The sequence below is a fragment of the Priestia koreensis genome, from assembly GCF_022646885.1.
Classification (GTDB): domain Bacteria; phylum Bacillota; class Bacilli; order Bacillales; family Bacillaceae_H; genus Bacillus_AG; species Bacillus_AG koreensis_A.
On the sequence record NZ_CP061868.1, the window covers coordinates 1,950,802 to 1,973,171 of the forward strand.

The 22,370-nt window shown below is 39.1% G+C and carries 32 protein-coding genes; 27 read left to right on the forward strand and 5 right to left on the reverse strand.

All coding sequences use genetic code 11. The annotated features are described in order from the left end of the window. Positions 1-146 precede the first annotated feature (146 nt). From IE339_RS09670 to IE339_RS09735, 14 genes are all read left to right on the forward strand, one after another. Positions 147-407, forward strand: coding sequence for a metal-sensitive transcriptional regulator (locus tag IE339_RS09670; protein ID WP_242175624.1), 261 nt, complete (start codon positions 147-149; stop codon positions 405-407). 89 nt (positions 408-496) lie between these two features. After that, positions 497-724 (forward strand): sulfurtransferase TusA family protein, encoded by a 228-nt coding sequence (locus IE339_RS09675; protein ID WP_242175625.1) that lies wholly within the window; start codon positions 497-499, stop codon positions 722-724. A 60-nt stretch (positions 725-784) separates the two neighbouring features. Next, complete coding sequence (locus IE339_RS09680) at positions 785-1,264, forward strand: DsrE/DsrF/DrsH-like family protein (protein ID WP_242175626.1); 480 nt, start codon at positions 785-787, stop codon at positions 1,262-1,264. Between the two features lie 14 nt (positions 1,265-1,278). After that, on the forward strand, positions 1,279-1,575 hold the full coding sequence (locus IE339_RS09685; RefSeq protein ID WP_242175627.1) for a rhodanese-like domain-containing protein: 297 nt from the start codon (positions 1,279-1,281) through the stop codon (positions 1,573-1,575). Positions 1,576-1,625: 50 nt separating this feature from the next. Beyond that, positions 1,626-2,195 carry a sulfurtransferase TusA family protein gene (locus IE339_RS09690; protein WP_242175628.1) on the forward strand — a complete coding sequence of 190 codons (570 nt, stop codon included), beginning with the start codon at positions 1,626-1,628 and terminating at the stop codon, positions 2,193-2,195. A 109-nt stretch (positions 2,196-2,304) separates the two neighbouring features. Then, positions 2,305-3,432 carry an MBL fold metallo-hydrolase gene (locus IE339_RS09695; RefSeq protein WP_242175629.1) on the forward strand — a complete coding sequence of 376 codons (1,128 nt, stop codon included), beginning with the start codon at positions 2,305-2,307 and terminating at the stop codon, positions 3,430-3,432. A 94-nt stretch (positions 3,433-3,526) separates the two neighbouring features. Further along, positions 3,527-3,985: a MarR family winged helix-turn-helix transcriptional regulator gene (locus IE339_RS09700; RefSeq protein WP_242175630.1), complete on the forward strand. Its 459-nt coding sequence runs from the start codon at positions 3,527-3,529 to the stop codon at positions 3,983-3,985. A gap of 72 nt (positions 3,986-4,057) precedes the next feature. Further along, the gene (locus IE339_RS09705) at positions 4,058-5,407 is read left to right on the forward strand and encodes an FAD-dependent oxidoreductase (RefSeq protein WP_242175631.1); all 1,350 of its coding nucleotides are present in this window, start codon (positions 4,058-4,060) and stop codon (positions 5,405-5,407) included. Positions 5,408-5,428: 21 nt separating this feature from the next. Further along, positions 5,429-5,647, forward strand: coding sequence for a hypothetical protein (locus IE339_RS09710; protein WP_242175632.1), 219 nt, complete (start codon positions 5,429-5,431; stop codon positions 5,645-5,647). Continuing rightward, positions 5,644-6,903 (forward strand): MFS transporter, encoded by a 1,260-nt coding sequence (locus IE339_RS09715; RefSeq protein ID WP_242175633.1) that lies wholly within the window; start codon positions 5,644-5,646, stop codon positions 6,901-6,903. Before IE339_RS09710 ends, IE339_RS09715 begins: the two co-directional genes overlap by 4 nt. A gap of 74 nt (positions 6,904-6,977) precedes the next feature. Further along, positions 6,978-7,325 (forward strand): ArsR/SmtB family transcription factor, encoded by a 348-nt coding sequence (locus IE339_RS09720; RefSeq protein ID WP_242175635.1) that lies wholly within the window; start codon positions 6,978-6,980, stop codon positions 7,323-7,325. Positions 7,326-7,340: 15 nt separating this feature from the next. Further along, positions 7,341-8,639 carry an arsenic transporter gene (locus tag IE339_RS09725; RefSeq protein ID WP_277933959.1) on the forward strand — a complete coding sequence of 433 codons (1,299 nt, stop codon included), beginning with the start codon at positions 7,341-7,343 and terminating at the stop codon, positions 8,637-8,639. A gap of 24 nt (positions 8,640-8,663) precedes the next feature. Beyond that, positions 8,664-9,086 (forward strand): arsenate reductase (thioredoxin), encoded by a 423-nt coding sequence (gene arsC / locus IE339_RS09730; protein WP_242175636.1) that lies wholly within the window; start codon positions 8,664-8,666, stop codon positions 9,084-9,086. A gap of 105 nt (positions 9,087-9,191) precedes the next feature. Continuing rightward, positions 9,192-9,686 carry a hypothetical protein gene (locus tag IE339_RS09735; RefSeq protein WP_242175637.1) on the forward strand — a complete coding sequence of 165 codons (495 nt, stop codon included), beginning with the start codon at positions 9,192-9,194 and terminating at the stop codon, positions 9,684-9,686. A 45-nt stretch (positions 9,687-9,731) separates the two neighbouring features. On the opposite strand, the gene IE339_RS09740 is transcribed toward IE339_RS09735, so the two are convergent. After that, complete coding sequence (locus tag IE339_RS09740) at positions 9,732-10,403, reverse strand: NAD(P)H-dependent oxidoreductase (protein ID WP_242175638.1); 672 nt, start codon at positions 10,401-10,403, stop codon at positions 9,732-9,734. Between the two features lie 149 nt (positions 10,404-10,552). Between IE339_RS09740 and IE339_RS09745 the strand changes: the two genes are divergently transcribed. The 4 genes from IE339_RS09745 to IE339_RS09760 all read left to right on the forward strand — a co-directional run bounded on the left by IE339_RS09745 (position 10,553) and on the right by IE339_RS09760 (position 12,534). Continuing rightward, entirely contained in the window at positions 10,553-10,861 is a 309-nt protein-coding gene (locus IE339_RS09745) for a hypothetical protein (RefSeq protein WP_242175639.1), read from the forward strand. A 96-nt stretch (positions 10,862-10,957) separates the two neighbouring features. After that, complete coding sequence (locus IE339_RS09750) at positions 10,958-11,260, forward strand: hypothetical protein (protein ID WP_242175640.1); 303 nt, start codon at positions 10,958-10,960, stop codon at positions 11,258-11,260. Between the two features lie 81 nt (positions 11,261-11,341). After that, a complete protein-coding gene (locus IE339_RS09755) occupies positions 11,342-11,731 on the forward strand; it encodes a tautomerase family protein (protein ID WP_242175641.1) in 390 nt (129 codons plus the stop codon). Between the two features lie 167 nt (positions 11,732-11,898). Then, on the forward strand, positions 11,899-12,534 hold the full coding sequence (locus IE339_RS09760; protein ID WP_053402516.1) for an FMN-dependent NADH-azoreductase: 636 nt from the start codon (positions 11,899-11,901) through the stop codon (positions 12,532-12,534). Positions 12,535-12,587: 53 nt separating this feature from the next. Here the strand turns inward: IE339_RS09760 and IE339_RS09765 are convergent, their stop codons facing one another. Further along, the gene (locus IE339_RS09765; protein ID WP_242175642.1) at positions 12,588-13,343 is read right to left on the reverse strand and encodes an SDR family NAD(P)-dependent oxidoreductase; all 756 of its coding nucleotides are present in this window, start codon (positions 13,341-13,343) and stop codon (positions 12,588-12,590) included. Positions 13,344-13,462: 119 nt separating this feature from the next. Between IE339_RS09765 and IE339_RS09770 the strand changes: the two genes are divergently transcribed. Together IE339_RS09770 and IE339_RS09775 are read left to right on the forward strand one after the other, a co-directional pair. After that, positions 13,463-13,834 carry a MerR family transcriptional regulator gene (locus IE339_RS09770; RefSeq protein ID WP_242175652.1) on the forward strand — a complete coding sequence of 124 codons (372 nt, stop codon included), beginning with the start codon at positions 13,463-13,465 and terminating at the stop codon, positions 13,832-13,834. A 54-nt stretch (positions 13,835-13,888) separates the two neighbouring features. Beyond that, the gene (locus tag IE339_RS09775) at positions 13,889-14,494 is read left to right on the forward strand and encodes a methyltransferase (protein WP_242175654.1); all 606 of its coding nucleotides are present in this window, start codon (positions 13,889-13,891) and stop codon (positions 14,492-14,494) included. A gap of 113 nt (positions 14,495-14,607) precedes the next feature. Here the strand turns inward: IE339_RS09775 and IE339_RS09780 are convergent, their stop codons facing one another. Next, on the reverse strand, positions 14,608-15,246 hold the full coding sequence (locus IE339_RS09780) for a cupin domain-containing protein (RefSeq protein ID WP_242175655.1): 639 nt from the start codon (positions 15,244-15,246) through the stop codon (positions 14,608-14,610). Between the two features lie 406 nt (positions 15,247-15,652). Between IE339_RS09780 and IE339_RS09785 the strand changes: the two genes are divergently transcribed. Together IE339_RS09785 and IE339_RS09790 are read left to right on the forward strand one after the other, a co-directional pair. After that, positions 15,653-16,039 carry a hypothetical protein gene (locus tag IE339_RS09785; RefSeq protein ID WP_242175656.1) on the forward strand — a complete coding sequence of 129 codons (387 nt, stop codon included), beginning with the start codon at positions 15,653-15,655 and terminating at the stop codon, positions 16,037-16,039. Between the two features lie 196 nt (positions 16,040-16,235). Next, positions 16,236-17,498 (forward strand): glycosyl hydrolase family 18 protein, encoded by a 1,263-nt coding sequence (locus IE339_RS09790; protein WP_242175658.1) that lies wholly within the window; start codon positions 16,236-16,238, stop codon positions 17,496-17,498. A 630-nt stretch (positions 17,499-18,128) separates the two neighbouring features. Here IE339_RS09790 and IE339_RS09795 read toward each other — a convergent pair. After that, positions 18,129-18,410, reverse strand: coding sequence for a hypothetical protein (locus IE339_RS09795; protein ID WP_242175660.1), 282 nt, complete (start codon positions 18,408-18,410; stop codon positions 18,129-18,131). Positions 18,411-18,615: 205 nt separating this feature from the next. Between IE339_RS09795 and IE339_RS09800 the strand changes: the two genes are divergently transcribed. Further along, positions 18,616-18,825 (forward strand): helix-turn-helix transcriptional regulator, encoded by a 210-nt coding sequence (locus IE339_RS09800; protein WP_242175663.1) that lies wholly within the window; start codon positions 18,616-18,618, stop codon positions 18,823-18,825. Positions 18,826-18,827: 2 nt separating this feature from the next. After that, positions 18,828-19,121 (forward strand): hypothetical protein, encoded by a 294-nt coding sequence (locus IE339_RS09805; protein ID WP_242176157.1) that lies wholly within the window; start codon positions 18,828-18,830, stop codon positions 19,119-19,121. Between the two features lie 40 nt (positions 19,122-19,161). Here the strand turns inward: IE339_RS09805 and IE339_RS09810 are convergent, their stop codons facing one another. Further along, positions 19,162-19,803, reverse strand: coding sequence for a hypothetical protein (locus IE339_RS09810; protein WP_242175664.1), 642 nt, complete (start codon positions 19,801-19,803; stop codon positions 19,162-19,164). A gap of 391 nt (positions 19,804-20,194) precedes the next feature. Between IE339_RS09810 and IE339_RS09815 the strand changes: the two genes are divergently transcribed. From IE339_RS09815 to IE339_RS09825, 3 genes are read left to right on the forward strand one after another with little or no spacing between them, the layout of a single operon-like run. Further along, positions 20,195-20,746 carry an RNA polymerase sigma factor gene (locus tag IE339_RS09815; RefSeq protein WP_242175666.1) on the forward strand — a complete coding sequence of 184 codons (552 nt, stop codon included), beginning with the start codon at positions 20,195-20,197 and terminating at the stop codon, positions 20,744-20,746. Next, the gene (locus IE339_RS09820; RefSeq protein ID WP_242175667.1) at positions 20,736-21,500 is read left to right on the forward strand and encodes a hypothetical protein; all 765 of its coding nucleotides are present in this window, start codon (positions 20,736-20,738) and stop codon (positions 21,498-21,500) included. The genes IE339_RS09815 and IE339_RS09820 overlap by 11 nt, the downstream gene beginning before the upstream one ends. Then, positions 21,494-22,369 (forward strand): ABC transporter ATP-binding protein, encoded by an 876-nt coding sequence (locus IE339_RS09825; protein WP_242175669.1) that lies wholly within the window; start codon positions 21,494-21,496, stop codon positions 22,367-22,369. The genes IE339_RS09820 and IE339_RS09825 overlap by 7 nt, the downstream gene beginning before the upstream one ends. Position 22,370 lies beyond the last annotated feature (1 nt).

The following is a 22,370-nucleotide window of genomic DNA, read 5'->3' on the forward strand; positions in this document are numbered from 1 at the left end:
GCACAAGACACAAGACATTCTTCATTTGCATAGTAAAATATATGTGGTTGACAAAATACCTATAGGGGTATAAAATCAACGTATACCAAATGATGATAGATCTTTTGGCTACACAGAAAAAATGCTTTTCAGAACGGAGGATGTATTTGGACTACAATGCACAGGTTAAAAACCGCGTGAAACGCATGGAAGGTCAGCTTCGTGGCATTTTAAAAATGATGGAAGAAGAAAAGGAGTGTAAAGACGTTATTACACAATTAGCATCCGTTCGCTCGGGCATGGATCGAACAATTGGGGTAATTGTCAGTTCCAATCTAGTTGATTGTGTGAAGGCGGCTGATCAAGAAGGCCAGCAAGCCGATGAACTTATTAAAGAAGCCGTCAATTTATTAGTAAAAAGCAGATAAACATCAGGATTGACATAAAAAATTTTGTTTTCTAATATACCCCTTATGGTAATTGAAATAAATACAAATGATAGATGGAGGAATTATAAATGAATGTAAATAAAGTATTAGATGCAAAAGGGTTAGCATGTCCAATGCCAATCGTAAAAACAAAGAAAGCAATGAATGAGTTAGAGTCTGGTCAAGTACTAGAAATTCATGCAACAGATAAAGGCGCAAAAAATGACCTCGCAGCTTGGACGAAATCAGGTGGTCATGAACTTGTACAACATAAAGAAGAGCAAGATGTATTAAAATTTTGGATTAAAAAAGGCTGACACTAACTTACTTTTAACTTCTTATATACCCCATTAGGTATATAAGGGAAGGAGAATAAAATGGAGCAAAAAAAACGAACGACCATCGTATTATTCAGCGGTGATTATGATAAAGCAATGGCTGCTTACATTATTGCAAACGGGGCAGCAGCTTATGATCATGAAGTCACGATTTTTCATACATTTTGGGGGTTAAACGCACTACGTAAAGATACGAATATACCTGTCAAAAAGAGCTTTTTGGAAAAGATGTTTGGTGGCATGATGCCTCGAGGCGCAGACAAAATGGGCCTTTCTAAAATGAACTTTGGTGGATTTGGTCCTAAAATGATTAAAAAAGTCATGAAAAAGCACAATGCAATGCCTCTGCCAGACCTTATTGAACTTGCGCAGGAACAAGATGTGAAGCTTGTTGCGTGTACAATGACGATGGACTTATTAGGTCTTCAAAAAGAAGAACTGCTAGAAGAGATTGAATATGCAGGAGTTGCAGCTTATTTAGGAGACGCAGAAGACGGAAACGTAAACTTATTTATCTAAGGAGAAGAAGCGATATGAAACGCATAACAGCAAAGGGTTTAGAAGAAAAATTGAACAAAGAAGCTAATCTAAACATTATTGATGTACGCGAAACAGATGAAGTAGCAGAAGGGAAAATCCCTGGTGCGGTAAATATCCCTCTCGGATTAATTGAATTTCGTATGAGTGAATTAGATAAAAACAAACCTTACATTATGGTATGCCGATCAGGTGGAAGAAGCGGTAGAGCGGCTCAATTCCTTAAATCACATGGTTATGATGTAACGAACATGGACGGCGGAATGCTAGCATGGGAAGGAAAGACTGTTTAAAATTTTTACACTAAAATATACCCTGATAGGTATTAAGAGGAGCGTTTATAATGGAAAACATTCAAGCTAATGTATTACTAGACGCAAAAGGACTTGCATGTCCAATGCCAATCGTAAAAACGAAAAAAGCAATGAAAGACCTTGAGGCAGGTCAAGTGCTTGAAATTCAAGCAACAGACAAGGGATCAAAAGCGGACCTTAGAGCGTGGGCGGAAAGCACAGGCCATCAATACCTAGGAACAATTGAAGAGGATGATGTATTAAAACACTTTGTGCGAAAAGCATCAGGCGAAGAAACCGCTGAAAAAAATCATCCAAACGTATTATCAAACGAACAGCTGAAGCAAAAATTAGCGGAGGATGTAGTAGTTTTAGATGTACGTGAATCAGCAGAATATGCATTTAATCACATTCCAAACGCTGTCTCTATTCCACTTGGAGAATTAGAAAACCGATTAAATGAGCTTCCAAAGAAAAAAGAAATGTTGGTCGTATGCCGCACAGGTAGCCGCAGTGATCTTGCTTCTCAAATGTTAGCCAAAAACGGCTTTGAAAACGTATGGAATGTTGTTCCTGGAATGAGTGAGTGGTCAGGAGTAACAGATAGTAACGTAAAATAAGGGATTCGCATGACGGCAGTGACGGTCTGCACCGGTGCAAAAGATGCAGACACAACGCTAACATTCTAAATTTTTTTAATTTAAAATATACGTATGGGGGTAATTTGAAATGACCGTAACGATGATGACGTCAAAAGAAGTAACGCAAAAAGTCATGAACAAAGAACATCTTTTCATTTTCGATGTGCGTAACCAAAGTGATTTTAAAGACTGGAAAATCGAAGGCGAAAACTTCTCTTATTTAAATATCCCATATTTTGATCTATTAGACGGTGTAGAAGAAATGTTAGATCAATTACCTAAAGATCAAGAAATCGTGGTGGTTTGTGCAAAAGAAGGTTCCTCTGTGATGGTGGCAGAGATGCTTTCTGAAGCAGGCCTTAACGTATCATACCTACAAGGCGGTATGAAAGCATGGAGCGAATACCTACAGCCTGTAAAAGTGAGTGACTTAAAAGACGGGGGAGAGCTTTATCAATTTGTTCGTATCGGCAAAGGCTGCTTATCTTATATGGTCGTTTCAAACGGAGAAGCGGCGTTAATTGATGCAACAAGAATGACAGATGTGTATCTAGATTTCGCCAAAAATATGAATGTGACGATTACACACATATTTGATACGCATTTACACGCTGACCATATTTCAGGAGGCCGAAAAATCGCTAAAGCAACAAATGCAACATATTGGCTACCACCGAAAGATGCAGAAGAGGTTACGTTTAAATACGAAGCGTTAGAAGACGGAAAGAATGTACAAATCGGCAACACACAAATTGATATTCAAGCGCTCTATACACCTGGTCATACAATAGGGTCTACATCATTTATCGTAGATGATTCTTTCTTACTATCAGGTGATATTTTATTCATTGATTCAATTGGACGTCCTGACCTTGCTGGAATGGCAGAAGACTGGGTAGGAGACCTACGTGAAAGCTTGTACAAACGCTATAAAGAATTATCAGATGAATTAGTTGTATTACCAGCTCACTTCATGATCATTGATGAATTGAATGACGATGGGACGGTTGCGGCGAAGCTGGGCGATTTATTTGCTCATAACCACGGTCTGCAAATTGAGGATAAGGCGGAATTCCGTGCGCTTGTAACGGAAAACTTACCTCCTCAACCGAATGCATATCAAAATATTCGAAAAACAAATATGGGGCAAATCACACCAAATGAAGAAGAGCAGCGCGAGATGGAAATTGGTCCAAATCGCTGTGCCGTGAGATAATGATAAAAGCGAACGCGCTCCGCGTTTGCTTTTATTTTTATTTTATTTGACAAAATCAACTATTGGTAATATCATGTAATTAAAGGTGATGAAAATGAATAAACAGGAAAAAATGGAAGTCCGTGAATTGCTTCAGCAGCTTGTTCGTGACTTCGGGTTGCTTCAAAAGGGTGGATCAGATTGCTGCGGTATTACGGTGACACAAAGTCACGTTGTATATGAATTAGATAAAACGCCAAACATCTCGCTGCAAACATTAGCGAGTAAACTCATGATGGATACTGGTATGCTGAGTAAGCAAGTAAATAAATTAGTAGAAGAAAATCTCTTATCAAGAATTCCAGATCCAAATGATCGCCGCTACGTGTTGCTTTCTTTGACAGATAGTGGAAAAGAAAAAGCCGATGAAATTTCAGGACAAATGCTTGAGTATATGGACAATATTATGAACTATATTGAATCCGAAAAGCAGAAGCAAGTCGTTGAAAGCTTAGATCTTTTACTCTCAGCAATGCGCAAAAATGATGGAAAAGGAAGCTGTGCCACGAGGTAACGTGGCATACTTTTAGGATATATATTTGACAAAGTCAATTAATGATAAACTCAAACAAAAAGGGGCATGAAAATGGAAAAACGATGTTGTCAAATAAACAATGAGTCAAGAACGAGTCATGTAAAAGAAAAACAAGATCTACCCGTCGTTATTATCGGTGCTGGACCGGTTGGGTTAGCTGCTGCTGCTCACTTAAGTCGTTATAATCAATCATTCCTTTTAGTAGAAGCTGGTGAGGAAGTAGGAGCAAATATTAAAACGTGGGGACACATCCGCTTATTTTCTCCTTGGCGTTATAACATTGATAAAGCTGCTTGGCGTCTTTTAGATGAAGAAGGGTGGGGAGAGCCTCATTTAGATTCGCTTCCAACTGGTCATGAAATCATCACACGATATCTCCATCCTCTTTCTGAAACGGAGGCAATAAAACCTCATCTCCTGTTGAATACAAAAGTAGTATCCATAAGTCGTGACAGCCAGGATAAGATGAAAACAGCTGATCGTGAACAGCGTCCGTTTGTTGTGTATGTGGAACAAGAAGGAGAAATGAACGTTCTTCATGCACGAGCGGTAATTGATGCAACGGGAACGTGGGGAAATCCTAATCCCGCTAATTCTGATGGCGTATGGTTATCAGGCGAACAAAACATTTTGAACAGTGTGTTTTATGGAATGCCTGACATACTCGGACAGGAAAAGATGAGGTATACGAATAAACGTATAGCGGTAATAGGAAGTGGTCATTCCGCCATCAATGCGTTACTAGAATTAGCCGAACAAAAAGAGCTGTATCCAGAAACATCCATTACATGGTTAATTCGAAAAACACGAGTTGAAGACACTTATGGAGGCGAAGAAAAAGATGCACTTGCTGCAAGAGGAGAATTAGGAATACGTATCCATCGTCTGGTTGATCATGGCATCATTGAGGTTAAAACAGATTTTAAAATTCAACAGATGAATCAAATGGAAGATGGAAAGGTGGAAATTAAAGGTCTTTATCAAGGAAATACAACCGTGTTGCCTGTATTTGATGAAGTCATTGTAAACACAGGCAACCGACCAGACCTTTCTCTTTTGAGAGAACTGAGAACGCAAATTGATTCAGCTACGGAAAGTGTTGGCGCGTTGGCTCCCCTTATTGATCCGAATATTCATAGCTGTGGAACAGTAAGACCACATGGAGAAAAAGAGCTGAGACAGCCTGAAAAGAACTTCTATATTGTTGGAGCGAAGAGTTACGGAAGAGCACCTACTTTTTTAATGGCTACAGGATATGAGCAGGTTCGTTCAGTAGTCGCTTACCTTGCTGGAGATCTAGAAGCAGCAGAAAAGGTTGAGCTAGATCTTCCTGAAACGGGTGTTTGCAGTATTAACCTTGTTCGAGAGTCATCATGCGGTACAAATTCTGGATGTAACTAATAAGAAGAGGAGCGGTTCGTTATGACGATCAATCACGCAGGAATTTTGAAAAAAGAATATTTCACTTCCTATTTAACACTCATCATGAATGCTCACGGATGTGAAATTGACGCCGCAAAGCAATATACGTTAAATCGCCTATTTGGCGGAGACATTACGAGCATGGGAGAAAGCACCTATCAAAACTTCTTATTGGCCGTCGCGGATTTTCAGCATCTCTGTTGTGAAGGGAGCGAATGAGTGCGAATAATGGGGAGAGAAAAATCTTACTGATCTCATGGATAACGGGATTATCTCTCCTTGGTGATTCGATGTTATACATTATCCTTCCGATTTACTGGAGAGATGCAGGACTTGAAAGTATTTGGCAAGTAGGGATACTGCTTTCCATTAATCGCTTTGTCCGGCTCCCTGTAAATCCAATTGTGGGCTGGATTTACGGAAGAATATCACTTAGAACAGGCCTTCTATTTGCAGTTTGTTTAGCGGGTATTACAACGATTGGATATGGTTTTGCGAATAGCATGGGTGTATGGGTGTTGTTAAGGGGAATGTGGGGAATCGCTTGGTCATTCTTTCGAATTGGTGGGCTATCAGCAGTTGTGTTGTATTCTCCAACGTCCTCTCGTGGAAAACTGATGGGGAGATATAATGGTATTTATCGAATCGGCAACTTAATCGGAATGCTAGGTGGTGGGTTGCTAGTCCCCATATTTGGGATTACTTCTATCTCCATTGGTTTTGGAGTCATTTCGCTTCTAGGATTACCCATTTTATTAAGCGAGTTATTCATTACTGAAAAAATTCAGGCCAGGAAAACCAATCATAGGTTGTCTGAAAAAGAGGGCTTTCATGCTCAACAACTCAGCATCATAATCAGTGGATTTTTTATCACGCTTCTCATTCAAGGCATTTTTATTTCCACATTCAGTCAGCTCATTCAATCTCAGTATGGAGCCACTTTTTCTCTGTTTGGTTGGATAATCAGCGCCAGTCTCTTTTCGGGAGGTCTTCAAGCGTTGCGATGGGGATGGGAACCATTTTTGGGAAGTTTGGTTGGATCATGGTCAGATGGTCGTTATGGAAGAATGCCTCTCTATATTGGGAGTTTAGTGGGAATGGGAGCGGTATTCAGTATTGTCGCTCATTCATTTCCGCTGTATATATGGAGCGGGTTTGCTGTCTTAATCATGATTGGTTCAACGTTTGTTATTACTCTGACAGATGCAGTGGCCGCTGACTCTTCAAAAACAAATCGTGCTGTACTACCTTTCCTTACTATCTATTCAATGGCTCAGGATATCGGAGCAGCGTGCGGTCCGTTTATTAGCTATTTGCTTCTAACCGCAGAAAACGGTTTTTACTATTTATACACTGGGGGCAGTATCGCACTTCTTCTACTATCATTGCTTTGGATCCATCATTATATATCAAGCAGTCATGAACCAGATCGAGTACGAAGAAATAAAAGAAGCAGGTGGAAAAATACGTTCTAACAAAACGTATTTTTTCTATTGAATATATAAGTATATAGTTATATAATGATTATTGCATAAAAGGGGTGGATAAAATGAGTACGAAAAACGTGATTGAAGTTGAAAAAGCGGCTCAAGTGTTAAAGCTACTAGGGGATAAGACACGGTTGTCGATGATGAAGCTTTTAGAAAATAATGAATGCTGTGTATGTGAGCTTGTGGAAATTTATAAAATGAGTCAGCCTGCTATTAGTCAGCATCTCAGAAAACTAAAAGACATTGAGTTGGTCCGTGAACAGCGAAAAGGGCAGTGGATTTTTTATTCATTAAATAAAGACAGCGCCTATTATGAATTTGTCGCTGAATTACTAAGTGTGCTGCCAACTCAAGATGAACGGTTAGAAGAATTAGAAAAACAGGGGCTACGAATTAGTTGCTGTTAGTAGGAGGTTTCAAGATTGGTTTCCATTATACTCGCATCATGTATCTTTTTACTGACGCTGATCTTCGTCATTTGGCAACCTAAAAATTTATCCATCGGGTGGTCAGCTTGCGGAGGAGCAGTTCTAGCGCTTCTTGCGGGCGTAGTCGATTTTACAGATGTTTGGGATGTCACTCAGATTGTGTGGAATGCGACATTAACGTTTATCGCTGTCATTATTATTTCATTAATTTTAGATGAAATTGGCTTTTTCGAGTGGGCGGCTTTACATATGGCGAAGGCTGCAAAGGGAAACGGTGTGCGCATGTTTGTGTACGTAGCTTTTTTAGGGGCAATCGTTGCCGCGTTCTTTGCGAATGATGGGGCAGCCCTTATTTTAACTCCCATTGTACTCGCGATGGTTCGTGCCTTGAAGTTTGATGAGAAAATGGTGTTTCCGTTCATCATTGCAAGTGGGTTTATTGCCGATACAACGTCACTACCACTTGCCGTCAGTAACCTGGTCAACATCGTATCAGCCGATTTTTTCGGCATTCACTTTGCCGAATATGCGTCTCGCATGATTATTCCGAACTTCTTTTCACTATTTGCTAGTATTCTCGTTCTGTATTTGTATTTCCGGAAAAGCATTCCGAAGAAGTATGAGCTAGCGGATTTAAAACAGCCAGTCCACGCGATTAAAGATCAAAAGATGTTTCGTCTTTCATGGATAGTCCTTGCCATTTTAGTAATTGGCTATTTCGCTGGGGAAGCTATTCATGTACCTGTTTCAATTATTGCGCTAATCGTTGCTTTTTTCTTTTTAATTATGGCGCGGAAAAGTGCAGTGGTGGAGACGGCAAAGGTCGTAAAGGGTGCACCTTGGCCCATCGTGTTTTTCTCGATTGGAATGTATGTGGTCGTATACGGACTAAAAAATGTGGGGCTAACAGAAGTATTGTCAGATGTTATTCAAGCGATTGCTGATAAAGGATTGTTTGCCGGAACCATAGGCATGGGCTTCATTGCGGCGATTCTCTCATCAATCATGAACAATATGCCAACCGTTATGATCGATGCATTAGCCATCCACGCGACAGATACGACAGATCTCATGAGAGAAGCACTCGTTTACGCAAACGTCATCGGTTCTGATCTCGGGCCAAAGATTACACCAATTGGCTCTCTAGCTACATTGCTTTGGCTTCACGTATTATCAACAAAAGGCGTGAAAATATCATGGGGAACGTATTTTAAAACGGGCATTATTTTAACCATTCCAACGCTATTTATTACGTTAGTTGGGCTATATGTATGGCTACTACTACTTTCATAACACATCATAAAGGAGATTTTACACATGTCTAAAAAAACGATTTATTTCTTATGTACAGGAAACTCATGCCGAAGCCAAATGGCTGAAGGATGGGCGAAAAAGTATTTGAATAGCGCTGAATGGAACGTTTACAGCGCCGGAATTGAAGCTCACGGTCTGAACCCAAATGCCGTAAAAGCAATGAAAGAAGTGGGCATTGATATTACAAATCAAACGTCTGATATTATTGATCCTGAAATTCTAAACAATGCAGACTTAGTCGTTACGCTATGCGGAGACGCAGCAGATAAATGTCCAATGACACCTCCTCATGTAAAACGCGAGCACTGGGGCTTTGATGACCCAGCAAAAGCACAAGGAACGGAAGAAGAAAAATGGGCGTTCTTTCAACGCGTGCGTGACGAAATTGGTGAACGTATTCAACGTTTTGCTGAAACAGGAAAGTAAACAGCGAAAAGAGCAAGAAGCATCTGCTTCTTGCTCTTTTTTTATTTATAAAAAGGGAAATAATGTATAATTAAAGGGATCCTTGTTGAAAAGAAAGGAGAAAAGATGAGAAAGTTACTCGTTTTAGCCGCAACAAGCTTATTACTCGGTTTAACCGCTTGTACAGAAACAACAAGCACCATAAAAAAAGAAAAGGAAGAGGAACAGAACCAAACGGAGGTCGAAAAAAGCACTTTTCCATCGATGGAAGAGGTTTCACCCTTTCGAGATGTTCAAAGCAAATTATATGGTTTTTGGGCAACGGGGGATCAATATATTATTTTTCACGGAAATAACAAAGGTGACATGATGGCTAGCAAACATGAGCCAGACCCGTCGAATCCTAAGGAAACCAAAAGCTTGCAGATTGCCGAGTTTTACTTGTTGAAGCAAGGGGAAACAAAATTTGACTACATTGCAAAACTGTATCCACCAGCAAATATCGAGTTTCCGATCACCTTTAGTAAGGATTATAAACAGGTCACGGTACAATTTCCTTCAAAAAAGCCCGTTACATACTTAATGACGGAGGAATCTCCTAAAGAATACTTTTCAAAATGAAACATTTAAAAAAGAGATCAAAGAATGACCTCTTTTTTAAAGTATTTAGTTAACCCACTCAACGACATCATCAACGTGCTGTCTAGATTTTGGGCGAAGGGGATCTTCTGCTCGGTAGCCAAATGCAGCCATCACCGAAATACCGAAGTTTTCACGGTCTAAAATACCGGCTTCGGATAAAATGTCAGATGCTTTTTCATAATTTAAGCCTTCGATTGGGCAAGAGTCTATGCCAATGAGAGCAGCGGCTGTCATCATATTGCCGAGCGCAATGTAAGTTTGCTTACTAGCCCAGTCGAATAGGGCACGTTCGCTTTCATATATGTTGATAGACGTATCCTGGAATTTCGTGTATGCTTCCGTCATACTCGCAAGCATGTCATCAGGAATCTCTTTCACGTTTTTTAGCAGATTTTGCACATAGTCAGACTGCGGTGTTGCGTTTTTGCGGGCGAAGATTAACACAATATGGCTTGCAGTCGGCAGTTGACCTTTAGCACCTGTACTAATTTCTTTTAACTTTTCTCGCATTTCACGGTTTTGAATGACGACAAATTTCCACGGTTCAAAGCCGAGGGAACTAGGAGACAGGCGTCCAGCTTCTAAAATAAATGAAAAGTCTTCTTTTGAGATTTTTCGTTCCGCATTAAACGTTTTCGTCGCGTGGCGAAACTGAAAAGCATCTAATATCTGTTGCTTTGTTAAATCTGTTGTCATATGTAAACCACCTTTGTAAATGTTTTTGATTTTTAACCCCTTATTCGGATCGTTAATAAGGGGATTGTTACTTTATTGTAGTAAAGTGAACAGGGATAGTAAAATAAGATGCTTCATCAATTTCAAATTTTGTTTGAGGAGGAGCAATAATGAAAGCAGATATAGAAGCGCAAATTCAAGCGATTTTTCATGACCGAGAAGTCTATCCAGCGGGAGCATATGAACCTGTGTCTATTACAAATGTGAAATGGAACGGTCAAATGGACAATTTTATCGTGCAGTACAAGCTATCTGAGTCAACCTATACTTTTCATTACGATAATAAAAACCACGATGCTTCTATTCACGCTGATCCAGTTGAGCAACTGAAAGCCGAGGTCGCCTACGTTATACGCATGTGCGAAAGAGGAATTGGAGCGAAGGTTTACCATCCCTGCACAGCGATTACTTTAAGATAGAAACAAAAGTCATTTCTATAGTTATTCCTTAGGCACATGTAGTAAAATGGAAAAGCTTCTCTTTTTACCACTAACTACTATACTGGGGGAACAAAAATGGAGACAAAGGAACTTTTATTGGCGATTACGGAGTTAAAATCAAGTCTCGATCGTCGCTTTGATGCGTTAGAAAAGCATTTGGACAAGCGCTTTGACGAAATTGATGAACAGCTTTACCGCGTGAATAAGAAATTACATAATCATCAGCAAGATGAGTTGGACGAACGAGAAGTTATACCACTGCAAAAGAACATTCAATCACTTCAGATTGAAATGGAGTATGTTGGAAAGCTTGTAGGGGAATGTGATCGCAAGCTTTTTCGCCTCGAAAAACAGATCAGCACGGACACATCTTCCTAAAAACACTTCATTTTTTATTTTAACGCTTTCTCATGATAAGATGGACACACTATAAAAAATTACATCTTGGAGGTAAACAAAATGCCATTAATTCGTTTTGATTTAATTGAAGGTAGAACTGATGAACAGCTAAAAACATTATTAGATACGGCACATGACGCAATGGTAGAAGCGTTTCAAGTACCCCAGCGTGATCGCTACCAAATCGTCACCCAGCATCCCGCAAACCAAATGATCATTCAAGATACAGGACTTGGCTTTGAACGTTCAAAAGACGTTGTGGTGATCAGTGTGACAAGCCGTCCTCGCACGGAAGAACAAAAACAAAATTTCTACAAATTACTGGTTGAAAAGCTCGGTGAAACATGCGGAATTGAGCCAAACGACATTATGATTTCAATTGTATCGAACTCTGATGCCGACTGGAGCTTTGGTATGGGTGAAGCTCAGTTCTTAACGGGGAAATTATAAAACCGGAAAAAGCCTCTTCTTATATAAAAGGAGAGGCTTTTTTATCTTCATATGAAACCTCCATTTAAGCCACTTTTTAACTCCTCCCCAAAAGCATAAATCAATGCTCCTAGTCCAAACTAATGAGGCATGCATATGCTTGCAAATGGATGCTAGGAGGGGTTATGATGGGAAAATTATTGTATATTACGGCGCATCCTCATGATGCGGCATCTTCATATAGTATCGCGGTTGGGGAAGAGTTTATTAAGTCATACAAGCAAGCTCATTCAGGAGATGAGATTGTTCACGTGGATTTATATAAAGAGCACATCCCACATATTGATAACGATGTGTTCAGCGGTTGGGGGAAACTGCAAACGGGCAGTCAATTTACCGACTTATCCGATCATGAGCAACAAAAGGTCGGCCGTTTAGCCGAGCTTGCGGAGCAATTCGTCGGAGCTGATAAGTACGTATTCGTGACGCCAATGTGGAACTTCTCGTTTCCACCGGTTATGAAGGCATACATTGATTCAATCTGTGTGGCAGGGAAAACGTTTAAATACACAGAACAAGGCCCAGTTGGATTGTTAACGGATAAAAAAGCGCTGCACATTCAAGCGCGAGGCGGCATTTATTCGGAAGGTCCAGCAGCAGAAATGGAAATGGGACACCGATACCTCTCCACAATTGCACAGTTTTTAGGAATCCCATCCTTTGACGGCATCTTCATCGAGGGGCATAATCAGTTCCCAGATCGTGCCGAACAAATTAAGCAAGATGCGATTAAAAAGGCTCAAGAAAAAGCAAAAAACTTCTAAATAAAAACAGCTCACGTCGATTGGCGTGAGCTGTTTTGCAATGAGTTGACCTATTAACGATTACCTGCGTAGTTAAAGATTGGATCACGTAGTTCGAAATCATATGTTTCTGCATTAACGATTCCCACAATTTTATCTCCATCATATAAGTCAAGAAGGAAAGAAGCCATTTCTTTTGCTGTATGATACTTTGGAAGATTGCCTTCGTAATCAAACCCTTCTGATCCACGTGCACGATCAGCAAACTCTGTTTCTGTTGCAGCTGGTGCTAACACTTTTGCCTGCATTTTTGCATTTTTTCCTTTTAATTCTTGTGCAACACCTTCAGTAAAGGCACTTACATAGAACTTTGTTGCGCAGTATGTTACTGCTTCCGGAACGATGTTGTATCCACCCACAGATGAGATGTTCATTAGCTGTGTTCCTTCTGTGTTTGCATAGTCACGTACGTAAAGAGAAGATAAAATAGTGAGAGCTTCAATATTAAGGTGAAGCATTTTTCCAATTTTACCTAAGTCCTGCTCACCAACAGATGCAAAGTTTCCGAACCCTGCATTGTTTACCCATGTTTCAATATCATATTTTTTCATGTCTTCATAAAGTTTGTGAGCATTTTCAGGCGTTGCTAAATCTGCTGTATGAACGATGACTTCTACATCGCTGTTCACATTTTGAACCGCTTCTTTTAATTCCTGAAGCTTGTCCTCACGACGTGCAATTACTACTAAATTTTTCCCGCGCTTTGCAAAAGCAAGAGCTGCTTCATATCCAATTCCTGAGCTAGCACCTGTAATTACTGTGTATTTCATTGTTATTCCTCCTAGAAATGTAATAGTAAATAAGCTATAGTGTGAGTATAATCGTTAGAGTTTACTCTAAGGCAACAATTATTTATTAAATACTTTTAGTCAGATACGGGAGGGTATCTATGTACACTATTAGCCAAGTTGCACAGCACTTAAACATTAGCGCGCACACTTTGCGTTATTACGAAAAGGAACATATCATATCACCAGATCGCAACGAACACGGGGAGCGCTTATATACAGAAGATCATCTAACGTGGCTGAAGTTTGTGATGAAGCTCAAACAAACACAAATGCCCATTGCTAAAATTCGAGCGTATGCGCAACTTTTTTTAGAAGGTGAGCACACGGCATCTTCACGTCTACAGCTTTTAGAAGAACATCGTATATCCATTAAACAACAGATTGAGACACTGCTTGTGACAGAAGAAATGCTGGACCATAAAATTGCCTCTTATAAAGATCTGTTACTGAAAAAAGCTGTTACACCATAAACCTTTTATATTCTAGCAATTAAATGATTATTTTATACAAGCGAGGAGCCGAGGATGAACAACCAATTTTATGATGAATTATTAAATATTAAAACAACGAAAGAACAGCAGGGATTTCACGACTCTTTGCACTATCACCGCTATGAAGCAACGCCGTATCGCGGTCTTGAAAAACTATGCAAAGAGCTTTCTTTTACCGAGTCTGATCACGTGATTGATTTTGGATGTGGGAAGGGACGACTCGGCTTTTATTTATACCATTATCACCGAGCGTTTGTAACCGGCATTGAAATGAGTGACGAATACTATGACGATGCTGTCCAAAATCTTCATCAGTACAAAAAAAAGTATCACCATCGCAATGAAATTCAGTTCAAAAAATGCTTGGCGGAAGAATACGAAATTCAAGAACAGCACAATTGTTTTTATTTTTTTAATCCGTTTTCCATTCAAATCTTCATGCGCGTCATTAATAATATCCTGTCATCGATTGAAAAGGCACCGCGCCCCATTACGCTTATTTTCTATTATCCATCTGATGACTATATTTATTTTTTAAATAACCACGCCGCGTTTCACCTGACAAAAGAAATTCAATTACCAGGTGCCTACGAGCGAAATGAGTATGAACGATTTTTAGTTTATGAGCTGAGCTATTGATTGTTTGGGAGCATGTTCTCTGTTCGAGAGAAACGTTCTGTTCGGGTGTAGCTTATTTATTTACGGAATCCTAAAAGAAAGTCCCCTAAGATCTAGTCTTAAGGGGACTTTCTTTAGTAGCTATATGGATAGGAGGGGTGATATGGATAGTACGGAGTATACGGGTAAGGGGCAACACGTGAATCAAGATAATAAGGTTTTTTCTTAGGTTTGGTTCCACATTCATCAGTAGGGCCAATAACCGTCGTTTGATTTTTCAATGGAGCGAGCGCTTTTCGCAGCTGATCGGGGTCTAGGCAATACGTATGTGCTAACACTTCAATAGGAGTTTTATTCAGAATATCCGACCCAAATACGTATTCAGGATACGGGGTATCAAAAATGGCTAAAAGATGCGTATCATCTTCTGATGCAATTTCCCAATGCCAAAATCCTTGTGGAATATTCGCTACTTGACCAGGAACGAGGGGGATATCGCTCACTTGATTCGTATACGGATTAATTAAAGACACGACCGCTGCTCCTGAAATGCAGTAAACGAGCTCGGAAGCATTTTTGTGGTAATGCGGTTCTACCACCTTCCCCTTGCTCAAATAAATATCAAGTAGTGACGTATTCCCGAGCGTATTGAGCACATCACGTCCTAGTCGATTAATAAAGTTACTGGAATTTCGTGTATTTAATCGATTTTTATTCACATCTGAAAAATACTGTACGTCTTTTCCTGTAAACGTAGTATAAGGGTTTGTCATGATTTCCTCACCTTTCTAGGCACAATGGATGTTGTATGATATTCACGCCTCACATAAAGGTGACAAACGCCTATTTTCAATTGTTTTATTTTTCCATATTGATATAATGAAAACATTAGTATGTATAAGCACACGGTCGATCAGTTATCCCTGCTGCACTGCTTCATGGCATGTTGAACGTGTTCGTTTTGACGGATGGTGTGAAGAATGAAGGAGGGAGCGCCGCAATTGAGTTCATTAAGCTTCTGTTATTGGTGTTGCTGGTAGCTATGGTAGGAGCTGCATATTTCAGAAGGATAAGTCGTTTCGTGATGCTATTTTGTTGTTAAATCCCTTTAACGTCTGTAACATTATCCACAATTAACCGTCTATAATAGAAATATATATAGAAAATGAGGGGTGCCATGTGAAAAAAATTTGCATTTTGTTTATCACATTTATGGCTGTTTTCTTGATGAATGGATGCAACAATCAACCTACAATAAAATCAGAAGAAAAACTAATGATTGAAAAGCTTACGAAAACAGACGGACAATATGAAAAGATTAACGAAATAACGGATAAAAACAAAATCGAAAAGGTCTTAACTATTTTCAAAAAAGCGGAATGGATAAGTGCTAGTGACAAGAGTACCTATCCAAAAATTAAAATGAATGATTACTATGGGCTTTGGGTTATGTCAGACAATGCTTTAAAAGTAAGAATCAATAGCTTGAACCAAAACACCGTTCTTTCAAAAAAGGATTCTAACGAGTTGTATCAACTTATTACAGGTGAAAAGCTTAGTGAGTAAATGTCACTAAGCTTTTTTATGTCAAACAGATAATAGTACTGTTACTGAACGTTCACTTGTTAGGTGAATCTCACCATACAAAGGAATTTGCATCTATTCTTCTATATGCAATCGTGCCCCCTTATGACCGTCATATCCCAATGGTTTCTTCATATATATAGTGAATGATCATCCTGAAGCACTGGAGGGACCCTCAATGTTTGTATATAAAGTTCGGTCTGGTGATACGCTCTTTGCGATTAGTGCGAAATTTAGCTGTCCGATGGATCAACTTCGAATGGTTAACGGTCTAACAACGATTAATATAGTCCCAGGTCAGGCGCTTTTAATACCTCTTTATACATATACAGTCCAGCCTGGAGATACGTGGAGTGGAATCGTTCGTAGCACGTACGTATCAAAAAAACAGCTCCAAAAGGCAAATCCATCGATTAATCCATCAGTCCTATATGTCGGAACGAAAATCAAGATTCCCAGCATTTCCAACTACTTAGCTGCCACGATGTCTTATTATGGCATTCGAAATGAAGAAGCCGATCGAACGCTTATTGCTGATTTTGCGCCATATTCATCAGCAATTGCCATGTTTGAATATCACTTTGCTCCGAATGGGGATATTGTTAATCAGCTCAACGACCGAGTGGCCATTGAAACATCTTGGAAAAATCGCGTCGTTCCACTTGTTACGGTTACAAATTTAAATGACAGCGGATTTAGCGGGGATTTGGCTCATGAAGTATTAAATAACCCGGTTGCCCGAACGAACTTGGTTAATAATATTTTCACCCTTGTAAATAGTCGCGGATACGGAGGAGTCAACATTGATTTTGAACAGGTAAGAGGCGAAGACCGCGATCTCTTCACCGGTTTTTTAGAACAAGTCCGCAAAAAACTAAATGCCTCTAAGTACGTCATGACGATTGCAGTTCCGGCTAAAACGAGCGAAGATATCCCGTGGCTTCAAGGCTATGACTACGGTGGAATTGGAGATGTAGTCAACTATATGTTCATTATGGCCTATGACTGGCACTACGGGGGAAGTGAACCAGGAGCGGTTGCCCCCATTGAGGAAGTTCGAAAAACCATTGAATTTGCGATTGATCGGGTAGAGCGTAAAAAGCTGATTATCGGCATGCCGCTATATGGATATGATTGGGCTCTTCCATACGAACAGGAAGCACCAGCCTCTGCGGTTTCCAATCAAAATGCATTGCTGCGAGCAATGAATAATCAAGCGCGAATTCGTTATTCAAAAGAAGCGCAGGCTCCGTATTTTCGCTACACGGATAAAGACGGAAAGCGTCATGAAGTGTGGTTTGAAGATGTACGAAGCATTAGTGAAAAAGCGAAGCTCGTTCGTGAGTATAACCTCCAATCCATCGGCGTCTGGCAGCTCACCCTCGGCTTTGCCGCAGGCCCGTGGATTTTACGGAAGTTTTTCACAGTACGAAAAGTGTGAACAGGATGGCTATTTTGCTCTCCTGTTTTTTTCGTGTTTATTGATTTGTAAAAATATCATCTATCTAAATGACTATAAAAGAAGATTAATAAAAAGTCATGTGGGTACTTAGATTTATGATGTTATCCTCATTTTTGCATTAATTTATCTATTATAAATAGGTCTCTTAACAATCATATACATATTTATAACAACCTCATTACACAATCGTTCTTCCAAATGGTAATATATAGAAGTTGGAGGTGGTTTCATGTACAAATATTTATCAGCTCTTTGCGCGTTAATAAGTGTTGTTTTATTTTACAGTCATCCGCTGCCTTATTCTAGTTGGATCTCTTTAGCCATCCTTATGGTCGGTATTGTTTTAGGTATAGTGAGTTGTAGAAAAGAACCGAGTTTTTTTGCGAATATGGCACTCACAGCCAATACCTCTTGTTTTTATTGTGTTGCTTTTAGGATTGTTTGTGAGGGTATTTATTTGGAATCGCCCGTAATTGTTTTTGTATGGCTATAAAAATCGTAATTTCCCCCAAAATAAACACTACGAAAAGCTCAGTGAGACAATAGATCCCTGAGCTTTTCGCGCGGCCAAAATACAGGTAACAACAAACCTATATGCCCTCGTATTCTTTAAACGGCTTCTTTTTCTTTTGCAATACCGACGAACAAGACAATGAGACCAACCAAAAACATTACCGGAAAAAGACACCACATAATGAGTGCAGCCCAAGTGTTTCTAACTATAAATGCGTACGTTAGTCCAATTGAAAATGACAGGAAAGGGGCAATCGCAATCATAATTGTAATGCCCCAGATCATATACTTTCCTTTTTTGGACTTTCCTTTACACAAGTACGAAGCAGATAGCAATCCGATTATAACAATTGTTAATGCGACTATAATAGCTGTCAATCGTTTTCCCTCCTTTATCGTGCAAGGTCATTATATGGGATAAAAAACCAATTAATTAATTTATTTTAACATGAAGAACGATCAGAAGTTATTTTTTTCTAAGACAATGTGTATATTTCATTCGATGTAAAAAATAGTTTACTTTTTGTAAAAAAAATATTACATTTAAAATAGAAAAAAATGGATATTATGAAAGGGGAAGAAAATGCTCCAAAATAGTATTGCTATAGGTAGAGCAGAAAAGAAATGGACACAGCAAGATTTAGCAAATGAAATAAACGTCAGCCGGCAGACGATTATCTCCTTAGAGAAAAACAAGTACAATCCATCTTTGGTATTAGCTTTCAAAATTGCTCATTCGCTTGGAAAAGAAATAACCGACGTATTTCAGTATAAGGAGGATGTGGAATCGTGAATATGGCCACAGGGGGATTTTTAACGTTAACTTTGCTGGTGATCATTGCTGAGCTTTACAAAATGACCTTTGAGCGAAACATGGAATCTAAGGATGAAAGAGGACAGCTGTTCATTCTCAAAATTAAGTCTTTATCCTATAGAGTGTTGACCGCTGGTATTGTCATTGGAGTCATATTAGTTGCCGTAGTTGAGGTGATGAATAAAGAATATTTTATTTATTATGTAATGCTCGTGTTTTTTGTTCAAAGTATTTCTTCCTCCATTTACCTAGCCTTTGTGCGAAGAACGTACTGATGTAAAAAAAGCCTTCTCAGCAGAAGGCTTTTCGTCTGTTTTAGCGCTCAGTTTTCTTACCTTTCGGGAATATCGTGTAGGAAATGACGACTAAAATCTCAATCCCAACAATTAACGTCCACACTTTGCTGATGTTGTTTGCGATCGTATTTTCAAAAGGAACAGCAACGGACTTTGAAAACCATAGGTCGGCTAGCGCCTTTAAGGACGTAACGTCTGCCATTTGATCAGCTAAGCCAATAAATAAGATGATAAGTAAATGCGCTACAACGAACACAGCCAAATGCCAGAGTAGTTCTTTCCATTGCTTTACTGCATAAGTCATACCGTAAAGTTCAAGCTTCTTTTCTTGGAGGGGAAGGGGCTCCCCTTTTATTTTTGCAACGGTTCTCTGTATAAAGGCATCTAGTTTTTTAAAGTCTGATTTGCCATAAGTGAACGCATAAATAATAAAAATAATCACGATGATTTGATAGATTGAAAATTTCCCAGTCTCCATATAGTCCATAAATCCGATCGTAGCGATCCAAAGATCATTAAGGATAAAGATAGCAAAAAAGAGAACGCTCGCTTTTTTAAATTTAAACCAATACCTCATAATTAAAAAGGTTAAAATAGAGACCCAAAAGACGATCTCACCAGCAATAAGAAAGAGCCATTTATTCTCCAAAATAAAATCCATTTTCTCTCCACCCCTCGTAGGTTTCAACATATGTCCTCGTGTTTGATCCAAATGTATGACCCCATTGCCTGCACAAGAAGAAACGTATTTTCTTCGTAACCTGTATCAAAACTTGATCGCTTACAGAAAAAGTACTAAAAGCTTGTATGTATCGAAATATTGGATGTCGAGTTTTAAAATTGCGATATCCAATGGGTCAAAGTTGTTTAAAGCGCTCAACTTAGCGCTCAACACCATTATATGGTATTTTTATGTTTTTTTGTAATTCTTTTTCAGCTATGATGAGGAAGTGTTTAATTTGATCTTTTTTTATAAAATACAACATTCCTAAAACTATTTCTGTTTCTTTTACGAATATATAGATGAACAACGAAAGTGAAGTGATAATGCAATGGATTTTGAAGGGCGATGGATTAGGAAGATACAACAACATGGTCATGAGGAGAGTGCCAACAAATTAATTAAAAAGTATTATAAAGAAATTTTTTCATTTGTTTATAAACAAACCGTTGCTGAACAATTATCACAAGATTTAACGCAAGAAATTTTTGTTCGTGTTCTGCAGTCGATCTTAAATTTTGATCGTAAAAAATCTTCGTTTCGAACATGGCTTTACCGCATTTCTTCTAATCATATGGTCGATTATTTTCGCTCCAAATCGTATCGCACCACGAGACAAACGGTGTACGAAGAAGAGATTGAAATTGAAGGGATTGATTACGTTCTAGAACATTTGGCGACAAAGGAGGATATGCAACTCGTCAATCAACTGCTTCAGCAATTTGAAGCTGAGGAGCAGCAAATTATCCGCTTCAAATTGTTTTTAGAATTAACCTTTCAGGAGATTTCGGGAATGCTCAATTTGCCCGAATCCTCTGTAAAAACAAAGTACTATACGATTCTTAAGAAGCTAAGAAAGGAGATGAAGCATTATGCCTGTTAAGAATAACAGATTGTCCATACCTTATCCTTCAGATGAAGAGATAGAAAAACAAGTGAACATGATTGTTGCGAAGGGACTTCCAAAAAAGCCATCCTTTTTCTCCTCCCTATACGAACTGATGCGTCAAGTCGGCTGGAGAGCCATTTTTATTAATCGTGTAGAAGGTCTACTCAGCGGTATTTTAACGCTTATTGTTTGGGCTTACTTCTATCTAAGAAATCACACATCGTCTGCTAACACATCTCATTTTTACGTGTTGCTGTTTGTGCTATCGCCATTAATCTTTATAAGCTTAATGCTATGTAGCTACTACTATAAAAAACTCGCACAAACATTTGAGCTGGAGATGACGACGAAATATACGATCTTTCAACTACTAGCCGTTAAAATGCTTGTTTTCAGTAGTGTAGCAATTATTGTCAATATGACATGCGTATTTTTGTTATCACTTGCATTTAATGTGGATGTGCTGCGAGGAATTTTATTATCGATGACGGGTTTATTTTCATTTTCTGCTGGTCTATTACTCTTTCTCATGTCTGGAAATTTTTTAAGAAGGGTTTTCGTATTTATGGGAGCGTGGGGATTAATAAATGGTGCTTTGTTTATCGCATGGGGGAACCAATATCAGGCCATCTTAAAAGAGCTTCCTAGTTTTGTGTATGGAGTCATTTTAGTCGTAAGTTTTTTTGTGTATATGGTTTCGCTTAAGCACGTATTTAACCGTAAACAGGAGGAAGGTTTGTCATGCTAGTGTTGCAGAATGTTGAAAAAAGATATGGGGATTTTACCGCTTTACAAGCTATTGATTTAGAATTTAAACAGGGTATTTATGGATTGTTATCACCAAATGGAGCAGGGAAAACGACGTTAATTAAAATGCTTGTAACGCTTATTCAGCCGACAAACGGTCAAATCCTGTACAATGGAAAACCAATTGAAGTGCTTGGAGAGTCGTACCGTGAGTTAATTGGATATCTTCCGCAGCAATTTGGCTATTACAAGCATTATACGCCTGCAAAATATTTAACGTACTTAGCCGCACTAAAAGGAATGAACAAAAAAGAAGTAAAGCAACGAATTGACGATGTACTTGAGAAAGTCGCGCTAACAGAAGTAAAGCATAAAAAAATGAGGAAGTTTTCCGGTGGGATGATTCAGCGCGTAGGAATTGCCCAAGCGCTTCTCAATGATCCGAAAATCCTTATATTGGACGAGCCGACAGCAGGACTAGATCCGAAAGAACGAGCGCGTTTTCGTCATTTGTTATCTGACCTCGCTCGAAACCGTACCGTCATTATATCTACGCACATTGTATCTGACATTGAATCTATTGCAAATGAGATCATTATGATAAAAAATCAGGAGTTGTTATATAAGGCGTCCGTCACAGACATTTGCCAAACGCTAGAAGGAAAAGTGTTTGAAACGTCCTTATCGTTTGATCAGCTACCATCGTTTCGAGAAACCTATTTAACACTGCAGGAAAAGCAGGATCAGGGAAAAATGCTTGTTAGGTTTGTGGCCAATAAACAAAGCCACCCTTCATGGAACGGCGTTCACCCGCAGCTAGAAGATGTATTTTTAGCTGAATATGAAAATGAAAGCACGATAGGTCGGTAAG

What these genes read in the sequence shown, in the direction of transcription:
- IE339_RS09675 (WP_242175625.1), top strand. Translation starts at nt 497, where the DNA reads ATGAATGTAAATAAAGTATTAGATGCAAAAGGGTTAGCATGTCCAATG.
- IE339_RS09680 (WP_242175626.1), top strand. Translation starts at nt 785, where the DNA reads ATGGAGCAAAAAAAACGAACGACCATCGTATTATTCAGCGGTGATTAT.
- IE339_RS09685 (WP_242175627.1), top strand. Translation starts at nt 1,279, where the DNA reads ATGAAACGCATAACAGCAAAGGGTTTAGAAGAAAAATTGAACAAAGAA.
- IE339_RS09690 (WP_242175628.1), top strand. Translation starts at nt 1,626, where the DNA reads ATGGAAAACATTCAAGCTAATGTATTACTAGACGCAAAAGGACTTGCA.
- IE339_RS09695 (WP_242175629.1), top strand. Translation starts at nt 2,305, where the DNA reads ATGACCGTAACGATGATGACGTCAAAAGAAGTAACGCAAAAAGTCATG.
- IE339_RS09700 (WP_242175630.1), top strand. Translation starts at nt 3,527, where the DNA reads ATGAATAAACAGGAAAAAATGGAAGTCCGTGAATTGCTTCAGCAGCTT.
- IE339_RS09705 (WP_242175631.1), top strand. Translation starts at nt 4,058, where the DNA reads ATGGAAAAACGATGTTGTCAAATAAACAATGAGTCAAGAACGAGTCAT.
- IE339_RS09710 (WP_242175632.1), top strand. Translation starts at nt 5,429, where the DNA reads ATGACGATCAATCACGCAGGAATTTTGAAAAAAGAATATTTCACTTCC.
- IE339_RS09715 (WP_242175633.1), top strand. Translation starts at nt 5,644, where the DNA reads ATGAGTGCGAATAATGGGGAGAGAAAAATCTTACTGATCTCATGGATA.
- IE339_RS09720 (WP_242175635.1), top strand. Translation starts at nt 6,978, where the DNA reads ATGAGTACGAAAAACGTGATTGAAGTTGAAAAAGCGGCTCAAGTGTTA.
- arsC (WP_242175636.1), top strand. Translation starts at nt 8,664, where the DNA reads ATGTCTAAAAAAACGATTTATTTCTTATGTACAGGAAACTCATGCCGA.
- IE339_RS09735 (WP_242175637.1), top strand. Translation starts at nt 9,192, where the DNA reads ATGAGAAAGTTACTCGTTTTAGCCGCAACAAGCTTATTACTCGGTTTA.
- IE339_RS09740 (WP_242175638.1), bottom strand. Translation starts at nt 10,403, where the DNA reads ATGACAACAGATTTAACAAAGCAACAGATATTAGATGCTTTTCAGTTT.
- IE339_RS09745 (WP_242175639.1), top strand. Translation starts at nt 10,553, where the DNA reads ATGAAAGCAGATATAGAAGCGCAAATTCAAGCGATTTTTCATGACCGA.
- IE339_RS09750 (WP_242175640.1), top strand. Translation starts at nt 10,958, where the DNA reads ATGGAGACAAAGGAACTTTTATTGGCGATTACGGAGTTAAAATCAAGT.
- IE339_RS09755 (WP_242175641.1), top strand. Translation starts at nt 11,342, where the DNA reads ATGCCATTAATTCGTTTTGATTTAATTGAAGGTAGAACTGATGAACAG.
- IE339_RS09760 (WP_053402516.1), top strand. Translation starts at nt 11,899, where the DNA reads ATGGGAAAATTATTGTATATTACGGCGCATCCTCATGATGCGGCATCT.
- IE339_RS09765 (WP_242175642.1), bottom strand. Translation starts at nt 13,343, where the DNA reads ATGAAATACACAGTAATTACAGGTGCTAGCTCAGGAATTGGATATGAA.
- IE339_RS09770 (WP_242175652.1), top strand. Translation starts at nt 13,463, where the DNA reads ATGTACACTATTAGCCAAGTTGCACAGCACTTAAACATTAGCGCGCAC.
- IE339_RS09775 (WP_242175654.1), top strand. Translation starts at nt 13,889, where the DNA reads ATGAACAACCAATTTTATGATGAATTATTAAATATTAAAACAACGAAA.
- IE339_RS09780 (WP_242175655.1), bottom strand. Translation starts at nt 15,246, where the DNA reads ATGACAAACCCTTATACTACGTTTACAGGAAAAGACGTACAGTATTTT.
- IE339_RS09790 (WP_242175658.1), top strand. Translation starts at nt 16,236, where the DNA reads ATGTTTGTATATAAAGTTCGGTCTGGTGATACGCTCTTTGCGATTAGT.
- IE339_RS09800 (WP_242175663.1), top strand. Translation starts at nt 18,616, where the DNA reads ATGCTCCAAAATAGTATTGCTATAGGTAGAGCAGAAAAGAAATGGACA.
- IE339_RS09805 (WP_242176157.1), top strand. Translation starts at nt 18,828, where the DNA reads ATGGCCACAGGGGGATTTTTAACGTTAACTTTGCTGGTGATCATTGCT.
- IE339_RS09810 (WP_242175664.1), bottom strand. Translation starts at nt 19,803, where the DNA reads ATGGATTTTATTTTGGAGAATAAATGGCTCTTTCTTATTGCTGGTGAG.
- IE339_RS09815 (WP_242175666.1), top strand. Translation starts at nt 20,195, where the DNA reads ATGGATTTTGAAGGGCGATGGATTAGGAAGATACAACAACATGGTCAT.
- IE339_RS09820 (WP_242175667.1), top strand. Translation starts at nt 20,736, where the DNA reads ATGCCTGTTAAGAATAACAGATTGTCCATACCTTATCCTTCAGATGAA.
- IE339_RS09825 (WP_242175669.1), top strand. Translation starts at nt 21,494, where the DNA reads ATGCTAGTGTTGCAGAATGTTGAAAAAAGATATGGGGATTTTACCGCT.